This is a genomic window from Thalassospira sp. MCCC 1A02898 (assembly GCF_001618185.1).
Classification (GTDB): Bacteria; Pseudomonadota; Alphaproteobacteria; order Rhodospirillales; family Thalassospiraceae; genus Thalassospira; species Thalassospira tepidiphila.
The window spans coordinates 19,560-35,575 of sequence record NZ_LPXK01000001.1 but is presented as its reverse complement, the minus strand read 5'-3'; the positions used below and the strand labels follow the sequence as shown (position 1 = coordinate 35,575).

15 protein-coding genes and 1 tRNA gene are annotated in these 16,016 nt (G+C 54.3%); 10 read left to right on the top strand and 6 right to left on the bottom strand.

The genetic code is table 11. The features are described from left to right. Positions 1-50: 50 nt before the first annotated feature. Positions 51-695 carry a phosphoribosylanthranilate isomerase gene (locus AUQ41_RS00175; RefSeq protein ID WP_063085692.1) on the bottom strand — a complete coding sequence of 215 codons (645 nt, stop codon included), beginning with the start codon at positions 693-695 and terminating at the stop codon, positions 51-53. A gap of 156 nt (positions 696-851) precedes the next feature. On the opposite strand from AUQ41_RS00175, the gene ubiE reads away from it, so the two are divergent. From ubiE to AUQ41_RS00160, 3 genes are read left to right on the top strand one after another with little or no spacing between them, the layout of a single operon-like run. After that, positions 852-1,625: a bifunctional demethylmenaquinone methyltransferase/2-methoxy-6-polyprenyl-1,4-benzoquinol methylase UbiE gene (gene ubiE, locus AUQ41_RS00170; protein ID WP_063085689.1), complete on the top strand. Its 774-nt coding sequence runs from the start codon at positions 852-854 to the stop codon at positions 1,623-1,625. 13 nt (positions 1,626-1,638) lie between these two features. Then, positions 1,639-3,201: a 2-polyprenylphenol 6-hydroxylase gene (ubiB, locus tag AUQ41_RS00165; RefSeq protein WP_063085686.1), complete on the top strand. Its 1,563-nt coding sequence runs from the start codon at positions 1,639-1,641 to the stop codon at positions 3,199-3,201. Positions 3,202-3,239: 38 nt separating this feature from the next. After that, positions 3,240-3,683, top strand: a complete 444-nt coding sequence (locus AUQ41_RS00160) for a GNAT family N-acetyltransferase (RefSeq protein ID WP_232308272.1) — start codon at positions 3,240-3,242, stop codon at positions 3,681-3,683. 72 nt (positions 3,684-3,755) lie between these two features. On the opposite strand, the gene AUQ41_RS00155 is transcribed toward AUQ41_RS00160, so the two are convergent. Next, complete coding sequence (locus AUQ41_RS00155; RefSeq protein ID WP_063085683.1) at positions 3,756-5,414, bottom strand: methyl-accepting chemotaxis protein; 1,659 nt, start codon at positions 5,412-5,414, stop codon at positions 3,756-3,758. 459 nt (positions 5,415-5,873) lie between these two features. Here AUQ41_RS00155 and AUQ41_RS00150 point away from each other — a divergent pair, with 459 nt between their 5' ends. Continuing rightward, the gene (locus AUQ41_RS00150; RefSeq protein WP_063085680.1) at positions 5,874-7,427 is read left to right on the top strand and encodes a tetratricopeptide repeat protein; all 1,554 of its coding nucleotides are present in this window, start codon (positions 5,874-5,876) and stop codon (positions 7,425-7,427) included. A gap of 197 nt (positions 7,428-7,624) precedes the next feature. Here the strand turns inward: AUQ41_RS00150 and AUQ41_RS00140 are convergent, their stop codons facing one another. Further along, on the bottom strand, positions 7,625-8,524 hold the full coding sequence (locus AUQ41_RS00140; protein ID WP_063085675.1) for a tectonin domain-containing protein: 900 nt from the start codon (positions 8,522-8,524) through the stop codon (positions 7,625-7,627). 384 nt (positions 8,525-8,908) lie between these two features. Between AUQ41_RS00140 and gpt the strand changes: the two genes are divergently transcribed. The 3 genes from gpt to AUQ41_RS00125 all read left to right on the top strand — a co-directional run bounded on the left by gpt (position 8,909) and on the right by AUQ41_RS00125 (position 10,776). Then, positions 8,909-9,388, top strand: coding sequence for a xanthine phosphoribosyltransferase (gpt, locus tag AUQ41_RS00135; protein WP_008889111.1), 480 nt, complete (start codon positions 8,909-8,911; stop codon positions 9,386-9,388). 62 nt (positions 9,389-9,450) lie between these two features. Next, a complete protein-coding gene (locus AUQ41_RS00130; protein WP_063085672.1) occupies positions 9,451-10,608 on the top strand; it encodes a sorbosone dehydrogenase family protein in 1,158 nt (385 codons plus the stop codon). Between the two features lie 94 nt (positions 10,609-10,702). Beyond that, positions 10,703-10,776, top strand: a tRNA-Gly gene (locus tag AUQ41_RS00125). Positions 10,777-10,798: 22 nt separating this feature from the next. Here the strand turns inward: AUQ41_RS00125 and AUQ41_RS00120 are convergent. The 3 genes from AUQ41_RS00120 to AUQ41_RS00110 all read right to left on the bottom strand — a co-directional run bounded on the left by AUQ41_RS00120 (position 10,799) and on the right by AUQ41_RS00110 (position 12,675). After that, positions 10,799-11,407: a sigma factor gene (locus tag AUQ41_RS00120; RefSeq protein ID WP_063085670.1), complete on the bottom strand. Its 609-nt coding sequence runs from the start codon at positions 11,405-11,407 to the stop codon at positions 10,799-10,801. 6 nt (positions 11,408-11,413) lie between these two features. Then, the gene (locus AUQ41_RS00115) at positions 11,414-11,872 is read right to left on the bottom strand and encodes an ArsI/CadI family heavy metal resistance metalloenzyme (RefSeq protein ID WP_063086808.1); all 459 of its coding nucleotides are present in this window, start codon (positions 11,870-11,872) and stop codon (positions 11,414-11,416) included. An 83-nt stretch (positions 11,873-11,955) separates the two neighbouring features. Next, positions 11,956-12,675 (bottom strand): thermonuclease family protein, encoded by a 720-nt coding sequence (locus AUQ41_RS00110; protein ID WP_063085667.1) that lies wholly within the window; start codon positions 12,673-12,675, stop codon positions 11,956-11,958. A 218-nt stretch (positions 12,676-12,893) separates the two neighbouring features. Here AUQ41_RS00110 and AUQ41_RS00105 point away from each other — a divergent pair, with 218 nt between their 5' ends. The 3 genes from AUQ41_RS00105 (at position 12,894) to AUQ41_RS00095 (ending at position 16,013) form a co-directional block, all read left to right on the top strand. Continuing rightward, the gene (locus tag AUQ41_RS00105) at positions 12,894-14,351 is read left to right on the top strand and encodes a TrkH family potassium uptake protein (RefSeq protein ID WP_232308271.1); all 1,458 of its coding nucleotides are present in this window, start codon (positions 12,894-12,896) and stop codon (positions 14,349-14,351) included. Between the two features lie 137 nt (positions 14,352-14,488). Continuing rightward, positions 14,489-14,677, top strand: a complete 189-nt coding sequence (locus AUQ41_RS00100) for a DUF3012 domain-containing protein (protein WP_008889117.1) — start codon at positions 14,489-14,491, stop codon at positions 14,675-14,677. Positions 14,678-15,005: 328 nt separating this feature from the next. Next, entirely contained in the window at positions 15,006-16,013 is a 1,008-nt protein-coding gene (locus AUQ41_RS00095; protein WP_008889118.1) for an aspartate-semialdehyde dehydrogenase, read from the top strand. The last annotated feature ends 3 nt before the right edge of the window (positions 16,014-16,016 follow it).

The following is a 16,016-nucleotide window of genomic DNA, read 5'->3' as shown; positions in this document are numbered from 1 at the left end:
ATCATTTCAGAAATGGTTAAATCAGCTCTGATCGCAGTTGCTCAGAGGGATCAGTACCCTTTTGCCGCCTGGATGAAGGCCGAGATCTTGCGCGGGTCCTTGACCCCCTTGCTGCGTTCGACACCGGATGACACGTCCACCCAGGGCGCGCCTGTAATCTTGACGGCTTCGGCGACGTTGCTGGGATCAAGTCCGCCAGCCAGCATCCAGTTGCTTTGGAAGTTCTGACCGGTCAGCAGCGTCCAGTCGAACGAAACCGCATTGCCGCCGGGAAGGACGCTGTCCTTGGGCGGTTTGGCATCAAACAACAGAAAATCAGCAACGCCGTCATAGTTTTTGCGGGCCGTTTCGATGTCGTTTGCGGTGCTAACAGAAATGGCCTTCATGACCTTGAGGCCAAAGCGTTCCTTGACCTCGGCCACGCGTTCCGGGCTTTCCTTGCCGTGAAGCTGGATGACGTCGAGATTGCCGGCCTTGATCGCATTTTCAAGCGCCTCGTCACCGGCTTCGACAAACAGGCCAACCTTATAGATGCTGTTGGGGACCCGTTCGGTGAGCGTCTTGGCCCCTTTAAGCGATATATGACGCGGGCTTGGCGGGAAAAAGACATATCCAAGCGCATCTGCCCCGGCACTCATGGCTGCAATCGCGGCATCTTCGCTGTTAATTCCACAGATTTTTACCATGCAGGTCATCGGGGCATCCTGTCCTTGTCGTCGCTCTAATCTTCTTGGCAAACGCTTGTCGCGTCAGATTGACTTAACAGAAATGACCACGATCCAACAGGATATTTGCGTTTTGTCGTGGCTTTCCACTGGCAGGATAATCATTGCTGCGCTATTTTCCCGGCCATGAGCAAGAACACAGACCCTGCCGCGGGCGAAACCGGCGAAAACACAACCCACTTTGGTTTTCGTGATGTTCCCGAAAGCCAGAAGGCATCCATGGTGCGCGAGGTCTTCGACACTGTTGCGTCGAAATATGACCTGATGAACGATCTGATGAGCGGTGGGGTGCATCGCTTGTGGAAGGACAGTTTCATCAACGAGCTCAAACCGCGTCCGGGCATGAAGTTGCTCGACGTTGCAGGGGGTACTGGTGATATTGCGTTTCGCTTCCTGAAAAATGGTGGTGGCTCTGTCACGGTCTGTGACATCAACTATGAGATGCTCCATGTCGGGCGCGACCGCGCGGTTGATCACGGGATCCTGAAAAACATCAACTGGACGGTCGGTGATGCGCAGAAATTGCCGCTGCCAGACCAGTCGGTTGATGCCTATACCATCGCCTTTGGCATTCGCAATGTAACCCGCATCGAAGAAGCGCTTTCGGAAGCCTATCGCGTCCTGCGTCCGGGTGGAAAGTTCCAGTGTCTTGAATTTTCCAAGGTCGTCGTGCCCGGGTTCGATAAGCTGTATGATACCTATTCATTCAAGCTTTTGCCCGAAATCGGACGGTTTATCGCGGGCAATCGTGAAGCTTATCAGTATCTGGCGGAAAGCATTCGCAAGTTCCCCGATCAGGAAACATTTGCATCCATGATCCGGGCGGCCGGCTTTGAGCGGGTCAAATACCGCAACCTGTCTGGCGGGATTGCAGCTATTCATTCCGGTTGGCGGATATAAGGGCGTTTGACGCATGATCCGTTTTATTCGTAACAGCTTTCGCCTGCTTGCCATGGCGCGCACTTTGGCGCGCTATGATGCGTTGTTTCCACTTGCCCTTGTGCCGGGGGGGAAACTTGTCGCGTTTCTGGCCCGCCTGACAGCACCGTTTTCGCGCCGGTCTGATTTGCCACCGGGCAAGCGCCTTGCGCGTGCGCTTGAGGAATTGGGCCCGGCTTTCATCAAGCTTGGCCAGACCTTGGCGACCCGATCCGATTTGATTGGCGATGATGTGGCGGCCGACCTGTCGTCGCTTCAGGATCGCCTGCCGCCATTTTCGGCCAAGGTTGCCAAACGCATCATCACCGAACAGCTGGCCGAACCGTTTGACGTGCTGTTTGCCGAATTTGATGAAACACCCGTCGCCGCAGCATCCATCGCACAGGTGCATTTCGCGACCACGACCGACGGGCGCGAAGTGGCGGTCAAGGTCCTGCGCCCGGATATCCGGTATCGCTTTGCACGCGACATGGACCTGTTTTACTGGATTGCGGAACTTGTCGAATTGACCCAGCCGCGCCTGCGTCGTCTGAAACCGATTGAAACGGTCAAGGCGCTGGAAGACAGTGTTCATCTTGAGATGGATCTGCGTTTCGAGGCGGCAGCGGCATCGGAATTCCGCCAAAATTTCGAAGACGATCCGACCTATTACATCCCGCAGATCGATTGGGAACGCACCGCCGAACACGTGATGACCATGGAACGGGTCAAAGGTGTGCGCATCGATAATGTCGAAGCCCTTGACCGCATGGGCATTGATCGCTCCGATCTGCTGGCCAAGGCGGCCGGGGCATTTTTCCAACAGGTTTTCCGCGACGGTTTTTTCCATGCGGACATGCATCCGGGCAACCTGTTTGTTGATGAAAACGGCCGGGTCAGCCTGGTTGATTTCGGCATCATGGGCCGGGTGGATAAACAGACGCGTCTGTATCTGGCCGAGATGTTGCTGGGCTTTTTGACGCGTGATTATCACCGCGTGGCAGAGGTCCATTTCGAGGCGGGGTATGTTCCGCGTAACCAGTCGCTTGAAAACTTCCAGCAGGCCTGTCGTTCGATTGGTGAGCCGATCCTGGGCAAGGAACTGGCCGATATTTCGGTCGGGCGGTTGTTGGGGCAGTTGTTCCAGATTACCGAACAGTTCGGCATGGAAACCCAGCCACAGCTTTTGATGCTGCAAAAAACCATGATCGTTGCCGAGGGGCTTTCACGTATTCTCAGCCCGAATGAGAATATGTGGGAATTGTCGCGTCCGCTGATCGAAGACTGGATGCGTGAAAACCTTGGTCCGGAAGCCAAGATCAAGGAAGCTACCCTTCAGGCGGGCACCATGTTGCGCCGACTGCCGCGCGTGATCGAAGCCGCAGAACAGGCATCCGCCGTCTTTACCGATCAGGGATTGCGCCTGCATCCCGACACGGTTGCCGCCATGCGTGGCAAGCCAAACAACGGACAAAGCAAACCTAGCGGTTTTTCGCGCCAATCCCTTGTGATGTGGGTGGCGATTGCGGCACTGGCTGTTGCCGTTTACCTGAAATAACCCAATCACCTTATGGGGTGAAAGCTTGTGGGGCGACCATGATGGCAGATGGCGATAAAACCATTGAAATCAGCCTGGATCGGTCACGGATCGATCTTGAATATTGCTATGATTTTATCGCCGCGTCCTATTGGGCCGCCGGGCGGACGCGCGGTGAGTTTGACCGATCTGTCGAGATGTCATTTCCAGTCGGCGCCTATTGCGATGGACGTCAGGTGGGTTTTGCGCGCGTGGTCAGCGATCAGATCGCCATTGCCTATGTTGCCGATGTGTTTGTCGATCCGGATTATCGCCGCATGGGCATTGCCGCCAAAATGATTGATGCGTTGCATAACCATCCGGAACTAAAGCGTGTGAAACGCTGGCTTCTGGCGACAGCGGACATGCAACCGCTTTATCGTTTGCACGGCTATGCCGATCTCGACGACATGATGATGATGCGCCTTGATGAGGACGCAAGAAACCGCGATCCATTACGCTAGGACCACATCGAAAAACAAAAACGCCGCCACGGAAAACAGGGCGGCGTTTTTTGGTTTTAAGCCAGATGACGCTTAGCTTGCGCGCACTTCATTAAGGAAGTTGCCAACCTCACCACGCAGCGTGCCCGACTGGCTGTTAAGCTTGTCAGATGCGCCCAGTACCTGATGGGCGGCTTCGCCGGTCTGGCGCGCGGCTTCCTGCATTTCGCGGATGTGGTTGGACACTTCCTGCGTGCTTTGAACCGCCTGTTGAACCGAGGTCGAGATTTCCGTGGTTGCCTGACCCTGTTCTTCGACCGCAGCCGCCACTTCGGATGCGATATCGTTCAGGTTGGCAATGATGCCGGTAATCCCGTCAATCGCGCCAACCGCCTGCTGGGTCGAGCCCTGAATACCGGAAATCTGTTCAGAGATATCCTCGGTCGCACGCGCGGTTTGATTGGCGAGGTTTTTGACCTCGTTGGCGACCACGGCAAAGCCCTTACCTGCATCGCCGGCACGGGCGGCCTCGATGGTGGCGTTAAGTGCCAGCAAGTTGGTCTGTTCGGCAATTGCCTGAATAATCTGGACGACTTCACCGACTTTCTGAGCCGAGACATCAAGACCCTGAACCATTTCGTTGACCCGGTTTGCCTCGGTTGAGGCATTGGCGGTGATGTTCGAAGTTTCATTCACACGCGCGCTGATATCGCGGATCGAAACAGCAAGCTGTTCGGCCGCACTTGCGACGGTTTCGACACTATGGTTGGCCTGCTCAACAGCGGCAACCACGGCCTGTGATCCGGCTTCGTTTTGTTGCACGGCGGCCACCATCGTCTGGGCGACTTCCTGCATTTCACCCGATGCGCCAGATACGCCATCGACCACACCCATGACGGTTTGTTCAAACCGACCGGCAAGGGCCGCCATGGCTTCGCGACGCTTGGCCTCGGCGCGTTCGCGTTCCTGTTCGCGTTCGCGATCAAGCTGGGCGACGCGCTTGGCGTTTTCCTTAAAGATTTCGACCGAAGAGGCCATTTCGCCGATTTCGTCATTGCGCTTAAGGCCCGGGATATCGACATCCAGTTCGCCATCGACAAGTGACCGCATCGCGCCATTGATCTTGACCATCGGGGTCAGGATCTGCTGGCGCAGGACAAACCATGTGACGCCGAGCAAAACCACCAGAATGGCCGCAGCCAGAGCGACCTGAATGATAACGGCTTGCTGGACTTCGGCGTTGACGCGGTCAAGTGACCAGGCGGTAACCAGCATGCCCCGATACTGATCTTCGTCGCGGCGCTTCGAATATTTGGTGATCGGGGCACCGACGATCACGGCATCTTCGGAAATGAAGCTGATGACTTCCTTGTTTTCAAGCTGCCCGAGATAGGGCTCGATCAGGGCTGCCAGATCATGCATTTTGAGTGTTTCTGATTGATAGGTTCCGATGGCATCACCATCAGGATTTGCCGCGATCAGGCTTGCCAGCTGCGAGCCTTCCTTGTCGGTGATCTTGCGGAATTCCTTTTCGACCGATGCGCCGTCCATGGCAATGAAGCCCGGCTGAACCGCAGTTGACAGCATTTCGGTTTTTTCGACCGATTCATTATACATGATTTCGATCATGGCATTGCGCTGCGAGACGGTCTGAATGGTCATCATCGCGGCGAAGCCGACGATGAGAAGTCCCACAATCACAAAAATCACTTTACGTCCGACGGAGGCACCGGATCTCTTAGGTTCGGCCATTTACGGTCTCCCAATCCTTCAAAGGCAGAATTAACCCAATCCCTAGATCTGATGTCGGTGATCGGCCTGAAGCTCCGATCATGTTGCCGACAGTCAGGTTGTGACGAATTGTTGCCCTGCGTGATGTTCACAGTGACCAATTCGTGCGTTTATTTTTCCGTAATGAGGCACAAAGGTGTGGCGACTACATTCTGGTTTGTTGTTATGCCGCTGAGGCTACCCCATCTGGTAAAATTACTGAAACAAGAAACGATGGGCGTGGTGAATATTCCATTTCCATAAAACCAAATGAATAAATCCACTTATTGGTAAGGCTTTTTTGGTAAATTATGCTTTGTGCAGGAAAGGCCACATGCCGCCGAATCGGGCGGTCAGTGCCATGGTCAGTCTGTTAGAGATGCCTTTAATTGGGGCGATGGCTTTTGCCAGATAAGGGCAAAGGCACCGGGGGGAACAGGAATGGCGAAAGCGGCGACAACGCGCAAAAAACGACCGGCAAAGAAAGCATCAAAGCCGTCTGCGGATAATGTGGCGGCCAAACAGGATGATCCGGTGATCCCCGCCAAGGATACCATGTCTAAAACCGAAGACATTGCCAGCAGCGATCAAAGCATGCCGTCGGTCAAAAATGGCGATGCCGCGGTTCAGCGCCGCCAAGTAATCAGTGATTTGTTTCAGCGCGGTCTTGCCGCCCATCAGGCCGGCCAGATTGATGATGCCATCCGCCTTTACAGTACGGCCCTTCGCCAGAACCCCAATCAACCGGATGTCTGGAACAACCTTGGCGTGGCGCTTCGTCGCAGCAAGAAGTTCGAGGCCGCCCTGATTGCCTATCGACGGGCCGCAGACTTGCGCCCCGGCAATGCCGGCTTGTGGTCGAATATGGGCAATTGCCTGCGCGAAATGATGCGCTTTGACGAGGCGCTTGTTGCGCACAAGAAGGCGCTTGAGCTTGATGACAGTGTCAAGTCGCATACGTTTAATACCGGCCTTGTGTATCGCGATATGAACCGCTTTGAAGAGGCGCTTGACTATTTCGAGCGTGCGCTTGCGATTGACCCCGATTATGTTGATGCCAACTGGGACAAGTCATTGGCGCATCTTGCGCTTGGCAACTATGCCGAAGGTTGGGCGGGGTATGAGACGCGCCGCAAACTTGCCGATAATCCGATCCGGCCGCTTGAAACCGCCCCTGAGTGGGATGGCAAAGCCGATCTTCGCGGCAAACGCATTTTGCTGCGTGCCGAGCAGGGCTTTGGCGACATGATCCAGTTTGCGCGTTTTGTGCCGCTGGTAGCCCAAAAGGCCGCACATGTGATCCTTGAATGCCGCAAGGAACTGATCCCGATCATGAAAACTGTGTCGGGTGTGGGCACCGTTGTGGAAAAGGGCCGGCCGCTTCCGGAATTTGATGTGCATGTGCCGCTTTTAAGCCTGCCGCATGTGATGGGCATCGGATCCAAAGAGCTTCAGAAAATCTCGACCGATAGCTATATCTCCGCGCCGCAGGGCAAACGTGCGCGTCTGGCACCGCCGCCGGGCACGGTGCTTAAGGTCGGGCTGATCTGGGCGGGCAAGCTTAACCCGCGCGATCGTTCCTGCCCGCTTGAGACGTTGCTGCCGATCTTGTCGGCCAAGGGGGCGGCATTTTACAGCTTCCAGATTGATGAGCGCCGCGGCGATATCGACAAGCTTGGCCTGCATGCCTTTGTCACTGATCTTGGCGATCACATTCATGATTTCGGTGACAGTGCCGCGTTGATGCAGGCGATGGATCTGGTGATCACGATTGACAGCTCGCCGGCCCATCTGGCAGGCGCGCTTGGCGTGCCGGTCTGGATGTTGCAGCTTTACACCACCGACTGGCGCTGGATGGTGTATCGGGCCGATAGCCCATGGTATCCGACCTTGCGGATCTATCGTCAGGACAAACCCGGCGACTGGTCATCGGCCATCCAGAAACTCGGCAGTGATTTTTCAACCCTGCTGCAAGCGCGGATGAACGCAAAGTAAAAAAAAACTTACCGGCGAATACTTGCCGTCGTCCCGAACTCGGCGTCGTTAAACGGCTTTATTTTGTAGAATACGACCTCCGATAACCCCGAAATACGACCTATTTTTGGCGTATAAGGGATAAGATTATACAAAAAAATGAAGCAGGGCATGTGCATACCCCACTTCATCTTAATATCAACAAGTCGCATCAGAAATTAACGCACTTTGAAAATATCCAAGTTCTTGCTTAACTTAAGCAGTTCTCCACTGCTGCCACCTATGGCAACCGTATCCTTCGACTGTGACAGATACCACCATCTATTTGTTGTAACCTCATATTGAAGAACATCGCCCTTTTCATCAACAAACTCGACGTTGCCCGGCTCCGACGCGTTTAAGTCAATCGCTTTTGGCGCATTGATTGCCCGCCACTTTCCAGCATGAAATCGGTTCAGCTGCCCGCTTTTATCGATTATCCAAGGGTTATCCGAATCATCGAGTTCAACCTTTACAGCATTAACATTCACGCGCGCCCAGCCGCCGACTCCATTGTTAAAAGCCAGCTGATCTTGCGACGCTACAAATTCAAGGGTTCCTTGTGGCACATAGCGAAAAATCTCGTCATTTGGTGTCGTGATCCATACGGTATCACGACCCGCACTAATATCTTTCGCGATCGGTGCCGGTACATTTCTCCAGGTTGGGCCACTTTCATAAAAAACCTGACCCTGTGTATTCACAATCCAGGCTTGTTTGGGTCTCGCCGTTATGCGTACAGCTTCACCATTCATTTTTTGCCATGCCGCAGAGTTTGCCGCCCACTTGTAAAGGGCATAGCCATTCATGCCTTTTTGGGACCCTACCGCATATCTGTTCCCCAGTTTATCTACGGCAATATCATGCGCTTTACCTGGAAGAAGATTGGCGTTCTGAGCATTTGCATTACCGCCAGCGCCTTGATTTTCCAGAGATTCAATACTCTGCCCGCCGCCGGTATCGCCAATAATTTCTATGTTTTGCTCAACACCATGAGCATCAACATAAGGATAAATCAGTGCACTTGCCGCGACAAATAGACCGCCGATCCTGGCTTTTGACATAATTTTTAACTTCATCGTCTTTCCAACACTTTTTTAAGTTTTTGTCTCCTTGTTCCCTACATCCAAACTCAAACGTTTAAAACGATGTACAAACCGCACTTTGTCGTTTTTGTCTTGATTCGGATATCCGTGACCAAATTCGGATAAATCTCGTTTTATGCTGCGCAAAACCGATCCAGAAAATTAGCGTTGATTTTTCCAGCACTCCTGTAAGCAAGGCTGAATGCCGAGTAAGAAACGAACACGCCAGCGAATACTTGCCTTCGGGCCCAACAGGGCGTAGTTAAGCGGCTTAATTTTGTGGAATGCGGGTCTGGATGGTGATGCCTTTGGGTGACGCCTTTAGGTAATCTCTGGGCACATTCATTTGGCGAACCGATCTGGCGCAGGAGAATTCTTGTGAGCGAAGCTGCTTATAACAAAGGTTTCCCGGTTTCCTGGGAACAGATGCATCGCGATGCCCGTGCACTTGCATGGCGACTGTTGGAAAAAGGCCCGTTCAAGGGAATCGTGGCAATCACCCGTGGCGGTCTTGTACCGGCGGCGATCATTGCCCGCGAACTTGATATTCGCCTGATTGATACGGTGTGCGTACGCAGCTACTCTGACAAGACGCGTGGCGATCTGGAATGGCTAAAAGACATCAAGGGTGACGGCACCGATATGCTGATCATTGATGATCTGGTCGATACCGGCAAAACCGCCAAGGCTGTGCGCGAAAAACTGCCGCATGCGCATTTCGCAACCGTTTATGCCAAGCCGCTTGGCCGTGAAATCGTTGACAGCTTTGTGACCGAAGTCTCCCAGGATACCTGGATTTACTTCCCCTGGGACATGGAACTGTCGGTCAACGCCCCGATCTCTGAACGCGTTCGTTAATCGACCTGGGGAAACTGTCCGTATCCCTTGTAAGGCCGATTGCCAGACAAGGAGATTTCACGATGACCCAATATTTACGCCCGGACTTCCGTCGCCAGTTGCACACCGCACGCCGATGGGCCGGGCGTTTGTGTTTGGGGGCTGCCTCTGCCGTGGCTGTGACGGCGCTAAGTATATCAGCCCAAGCCCAACAGGTTTCCGAACGGGTGGCGCGCGTTCAATCGATGCTAACGGCTGAAAGCGGATATCGCCTTTCGGTGTTTGCCGAGGTCAGCAACGCGCGGACGATTGCGGTCGCCCCGGAGCTTAACGGCGCTTTTGTTGGGACGCGCGGACCGAACCTTTATTTCGTGCGCGACCAGGATGGTGATGGCTTTGCCGAGGACGTCAATCTGATTGCCGATGACTTCAAGCTGGCCAACGGGATTGCCTATAAACCCGGGACCCTGTTTGTTGCCGATCAACACCGCATCGTGTCCTATGATCTTGCCAATTTCGATGGAGAAAGCCTCGGTCGCCCGAGGATCCTGTTTACCAATCTGCCTGATGAACGCCATCATGGTTGGCGCTATGCCGCGTTGTCACCCGATGGCGATCGCCTGTTTGTGGCGGTCGGGGCACCGTGCAATATCTGCAAGGTCAGCGGCCTTGAAGGCACGATCATCTCCATCCCGGTTAATGGTGGGGCGCCGGACATTTATGCAAGTGGCATTCGTAATTCTGTCGGGCTGAGCTTCCATCCGGAAACGGACGAGCTTTGGTTTACCGATAACGGCGGCGATATGCTGGGCGATAATATCCCGCGTGAGGAACTTAATCGTGCCAGCCAGTCTGGCCAGTTCTATGGCTACCCGTGGTATGCGGGGAACGACACCAGAAGCCCGCAATTTTCCGATGAAACGGTGCCAGAAGAAGTCACCTTCCCGGAATTTACCTTTAATGCCCATAATGCGCCGCTTGGCTTCACCTTTGACGGTGGGGATGCACTCGTTGCATTACATGGATCCTGGAACCGCACAATTCCCGATGGGTACGAGGTTGTCCGGGTCGAATTCATCAACGGCAAACCGGTGACAGAAAACCCGTTCCTTGTTGGTTTCCTGCGCAGCAATGGCGAAGTGATCGGCCGTCCGGTCGATGTGAAACACTATGTCGACGGATCGATCCTGATTTCCGATGACCATGCCAGTGCGATCTGGCGCATGGTCCCGGAAGGCTAAAGTTTTCCGGTATTTGGTCGGGCAATTAATTGGATGGATCTGGATGGGACCGGCTTGCGTTGATCGGAAAAGCGGGCTATAAATCGCGCGCTTCGCGGGTGTAGTTCAATGGTAGAACGGCAGCTTCCCAAGCTGCATACGAGGGTTCGATTCCCTTCACCCGCTCCAAGCCTTTTCCCCAAAGACATCATCACATCCGGTCCGGCGCACAGGCGCCTGTATTTTGGCATGCGCCATTGCATGCCGTGGCATCGCCACTTGCATCCCCAATGTCACCTCCGTTGCCTAGGTCGCCACCCGGACAGCAGGCAACCAATCGATCACGCAGACGGTTTCGGGCGCGTTGGACGCGTGACTTCACTGTGGGGAGGGCGATGGCATTGCGGGTGGCGAAGTCGGTTTGTCGTTTGCCGTTGATGTCGATTTCTTCAAGTACGGTCTGGTCGGTTTCGCTCAATCGGCCAATGAAGCCCATCACGCAGTCATGCAAACCGGGTTTGTCGTGCGGTTCGTCATGGTTCAACAGGGTCGGATCGGTATTGAGGGTCCGAAGTGCGGTATTTTCGCGCCCCTGTCGTCGATAGAAGTCCGCCACCTTGCTGCGTGCGACGGCATAAATCCAAGCAGATGGATTGGCAGCCGTGCGAAGATCCGATTTTTTACGGATGATCGTTTCAAGGATGTCGGCAACGACATCGTCGACCGCGTCCTGTGGCAAGCGGTGATAGACAAAACTGCGCAGGCCTTTTTGCAAGGCCTGCCAGTCTGAGTTTGTGTGATGTGTCGATGCAAACTTCATGGTTCTTTACGCGCAGCACACCTGATATGGGTGCAGTTCCTTGCCCGACTGCTGGCCACAACAGCCAGCCCCGGACGTTTGTTGATCGGCAGGCTGGTCATGTGGCGCATCGTCAAGAATACGATACCACTCCCAGTCAAGTTCGTCTGGTCCTGTTGCCCAGAACTTGGTCTGCTTTGCGTGACAACATCCGGTTTCAGCAATGTCGCTGGTGACAAGATCACTTTGATGCAGCCGGGCTGAGGCGGTTTCAAACGCCTGCTCGCTCAGACATTCGACACCGATATGGTTCAGGTTTTCGGTTGCTGCCGGGTGTTCGAACAAAACCAGCTTAAGCGGCGGGTTTTCAATTTCGAAATTGGCATATCCCGGCCGTTGTTTGTGCACCGGGCTTGCGAACATTTCGCTGTAAAACGCAATGGCACGGTCAAGGTTTTTCACATTCAAGGCAAGTTGCAATCGCATCTTATTCTCCTGTTTGATCGAAGCGATAAACAGGAAGACGCGCGAAAACGCCAAAAGATGCACCTGCCACGAAAAGGGGCCGGTTAAGGTGACGGTGGCAGATAGTTCAGGTTCATGTCCCGCGCCTCTTCGTCGCTGCAGATTTTGGTGTCTGAGGCAAAATCGGCAAAGCGCGGATCAAGGGTGCTGAGGTAATTGCCCTTGCCGTCAGCGATGAACAGGCAGCGTCCGGTGGTTTCACCGTCGAGCCGTTTGCCCGCCCGCCAGTCAGACGGGTCAATCATATCGCCACCATGGATGCCAATGCCGGCATTGTCGGCATCGCGCGACAGCCGGTCATAGCGATGGGAATAGCCCGCAATCGGCAGGGCTTCGCCGTCACTGATCATTGCCGCCGCCACATCGCGTTCGCCGATGCCGCATTCGACGATGGGGAAATCACCGGCCTTGCCCGCGCGTTCCTGATCACCGGGCCAGCAATGGACATCAAACGGCGCCATGGCGAAATATTTGCGCAATTGCATGGCCGAAGACATGCCGCAATCCCAGAAACTGCCGTTATGCAGGCATTGCTGACCGAGTTCCGGGGCGTCCATGCCCGCGATATCAAGCACCTGACCGGCAATCATGATGGTATCGCCGTCAATCACCTGAACATCGCGGCCTCTGGCTTCCAGCCCGGCCGGATCAGCAAGTTGGGTCGCGTTGTCAGCCGCACGGACCGGCGCGCTGTGCCAGTGAAGGCCAATGGCAATCAAGGCCGGAATGGCAAGAAGGATGATCAGGCGGGTAACGCGTTTCACACTGGCCTCAAAGATCTGCGGGGTGAGTATTTGGCAAGAATGACACAACGGTCATGGCAAAAGAACAAGCAAAAAGAACGGCAAAATGATGACGCCCATCTCGGGTGGGTGGCGGGCAGCGGCAATTGCCATCAATGGTGTCATGCACAATAACCGGATGCATCAATTGTCAATTGGCGCTACAAGCGGGTTTGTCTTTTGCTGTCAGGGAAGCTTGCTTGTTCCGTCTGCAACCCATCTTTTTCGTTGTCGGGGTCATGGTCATTATCATCGGTATATCGATGATGGTGCCAGCTGCTGTTGATCTTGCATATGGCAACCCGGACTGGAAAATTTTTGCCCAAGCCTCGATCACGACCATCGGGCTTGGCGGTATGGCGTGTCTTGCCTGCCGGTCGGATATCGGCCCGCGTGTGACAGCACGTCAGGGTTATGTCCTGACCGTGGTGTCATGGATTGCGATCAGCCTGACCGGGTCCTTGCCGCTTTGGTATTCATCGCTTGAAATCAGTTTCTGTGATGCGGTGTTTGAAACTGTATCGGGCCTGACGACGACCGGATCAACCATCCTGTCGGGATTGGACGAACTGCCGCCGGGATTACTGATCTGGCGATCGATCATGCAATGGCTGGGCGGGATCGGGATCATCGTGACTGCCTTGGCCCTTTTGCCGATGATGCGGGTTGGCGGCATGCAGCTTTTCCAGATGGAAAGTTCGGATCGATCCGAAAAACTTAGTGGTCGCATGCGCGATATGTGCCTGCAGATCGTGATGATCTATTCTGTTCTGACCCTGGTGTGCATTGTGCTGTATCGCATCTTTGGCATGGGATGGTTTGATGCGATCAATTACGGCATGACGACGCTGTCGACTGGCGGCTATGCCACCTCGGACCTTTCATTTGCCAAGTTTGACACCAGCCTGTCGCTGCACTGGATTGCCATCCTGTTCATGTTCTTTGGTGGTTTGCCGTTTACCGCCTATGCGGTCTTTCTGCGCAAACGCGCGATCAAGGCCGTGATCGGCAATCAGCAAATCAAACTGTTCTGCCTGATCATTGCAGGTTTTACATTTTTGCTGACCTTGCGGCTGTTGCAGATTTCAGATGACGGGTTCTTCCGGTCGCTGACCATGGCGGCGTTCAATCTTGTGTCGGTGATTACGACCACGGGCTATGCATCGGGGGATTACCTGTTATGGGGCCCGGCCGCGGTCATGCTGTTTTTCTTTGCGACCTTTATCGGCGGCTGTTCGGGATCAACATCGGGCGGGTTCAAGATGTTTCGCCTGTATGTCGTGTTCACCGGGCTTCGTGCCCATTTCATGCGCCTGCGCAGCCCGTCAGCCGTTGTGGTCAGCCGCATTGATCGCCACGAAATTTCATCCGACATCTATAACGCGGTTACGGTCTATGTATTTCTTTTGACCATCAGCTATATCGCGGTGACGATTGCCCTTGGTTTGACGGGTCTTGATCTGATTACGTCAATGAGTGCGGCGGCAACAGCACTTGCCAATGTCGGGCCGGGGCTTGGCAATATCATCGGACCGGCGGGCAATTTCCAGTCCTTGCCGGACTCCGCAAAGTGGATTTTGGATGTTGCGATGGTTCTGGGCCGGCTTGAGTTCGAGACGCTTCTTGTGCTGTTGATGCCGTCCTTCTGGCGCGACTGATCCCTGATTCTCATTTTGCCGATTGTTGCTGTCGGTCTGTGACGGTTGCCACAGACCGAAGGTTTACTTTGCGTCATTTTCGCGCCGTGTATAAGTTTGTAGCGTCAATAACAAACACACAAACAGTGGACACGGACATGAAACTGCAGAAAACGATCACGACCAAAATCGCCGGGGCCCTTGCGGTCCTTTTCCTGGCTGGTGCTGTTTCCGCATGCTCGCCCGAGGTGGGCAGCGAGGAATGGTGCAATGACCTTAAGGAAAAGCCGAAGGGCGACTGGACGGCAAACGAGGCGACCGATTTCGCCAAACATTGCCTGATGTGATCAGCGCATTCGCCTGATCGGACATTAAAACGATCAGCCGATTCTCTTTCATAGTCTGGATATGTCGTCTTTATGGCGGCTAAATCCGCCCTTTGACGTCTGCTTGGCGGTGGTACTGTTGAAGGGCGGATTTTTTATGTCAGCCCGTTTAAAATCGCCATGGAACAATCTGTTGTCCGGTGCGTTTTTACCCAATCAGAACCGCGCATAAATGCAATGCAGCAAGGTGCATTTGCGTTACCTTGATTAATCCTTATAATGCGCGGCCCGCGAATGATCGCGGCAGTCGAATATGACAACAAATTTATTGCGAGGTTAGACAACTATTATGAGTGCCGAAAATCTCCATGTCGGTGTCATTGGCGCAACCGGTGCGGTTGGCGTCGAGCTGATCAATGTAATGTTTGATCGCAAGTTCCCTGTGGGTGAACTCACCCTGTTCGCGTCAGAGCGTTCAGCGGGCAAGACCGTGGAGACTAAATTCGGCACTAAGACCGTCGCGCTGTTTTCTGTTGAAGAAGCCAAGCAGTGCGACATTGTCTTCCTTGCTGTTTCCGGTGATTTCGCCAAGGAATATGCGCCCAAGATTGCCGAAGGCGCGCTGGTGATTGATAACTCCTCGGCGTTCCGTCTCAATGACGATGTTCCGCTGATCGTGCCGGAAATCAATGGTCACCTTGCCAAAACGGCGAAACTGATCGCAAACCCGAACTGCACCACGGCGATTGCCGCAGTTGCCCTTTGGCCGCTGCATCAGGCCTTTGGCCTGAAGAAAGTGATCGTGTCGACCTATCAGGCCGCATCGGGTGCCGGTCAGCCGGGCATGAACGAACTGCGCGAAGGTCTGGCGGCTGGTCTTGCTGGCAAGCCGGTTCCGGCAGAGGTGTTTTCATCGCCGCTGGCGTTTAACGTGATCCCGCATATCGATACTTTCCAGGACAACGGTTACACCCGTGAAGAAATGAAAGTAACCTGGGAAACGCGCAAGATCTTTGGCGCGCCGGATCTGCCGGTATCGTGCACTGCGGTTCGTATTCCGACCGAGCGTACTCATTCCGAGGCCATCGTGGTTGAAACCGAAAAGGTTGTTACCCCGGAGGCGGCCCGTGAAGTGCTGGCAAAGGCCAAGGGTGTCAAACTTGTCGATGATCCGGCAAACAACAAATACCCGATGCCGCTGACCGCGACCGAACAGTATGACGTCGAAGTTGGCCGCATTCGTACCAACCTGATCTTTGGTGATCATGGTCTGGAACTGTTTGTTGCCGGTGACCAGTTGCTTAAGGGTGCTGCGCTTAACGCTGTTCAGATCGCCGAGGCATCTATCGCCGACTGATCG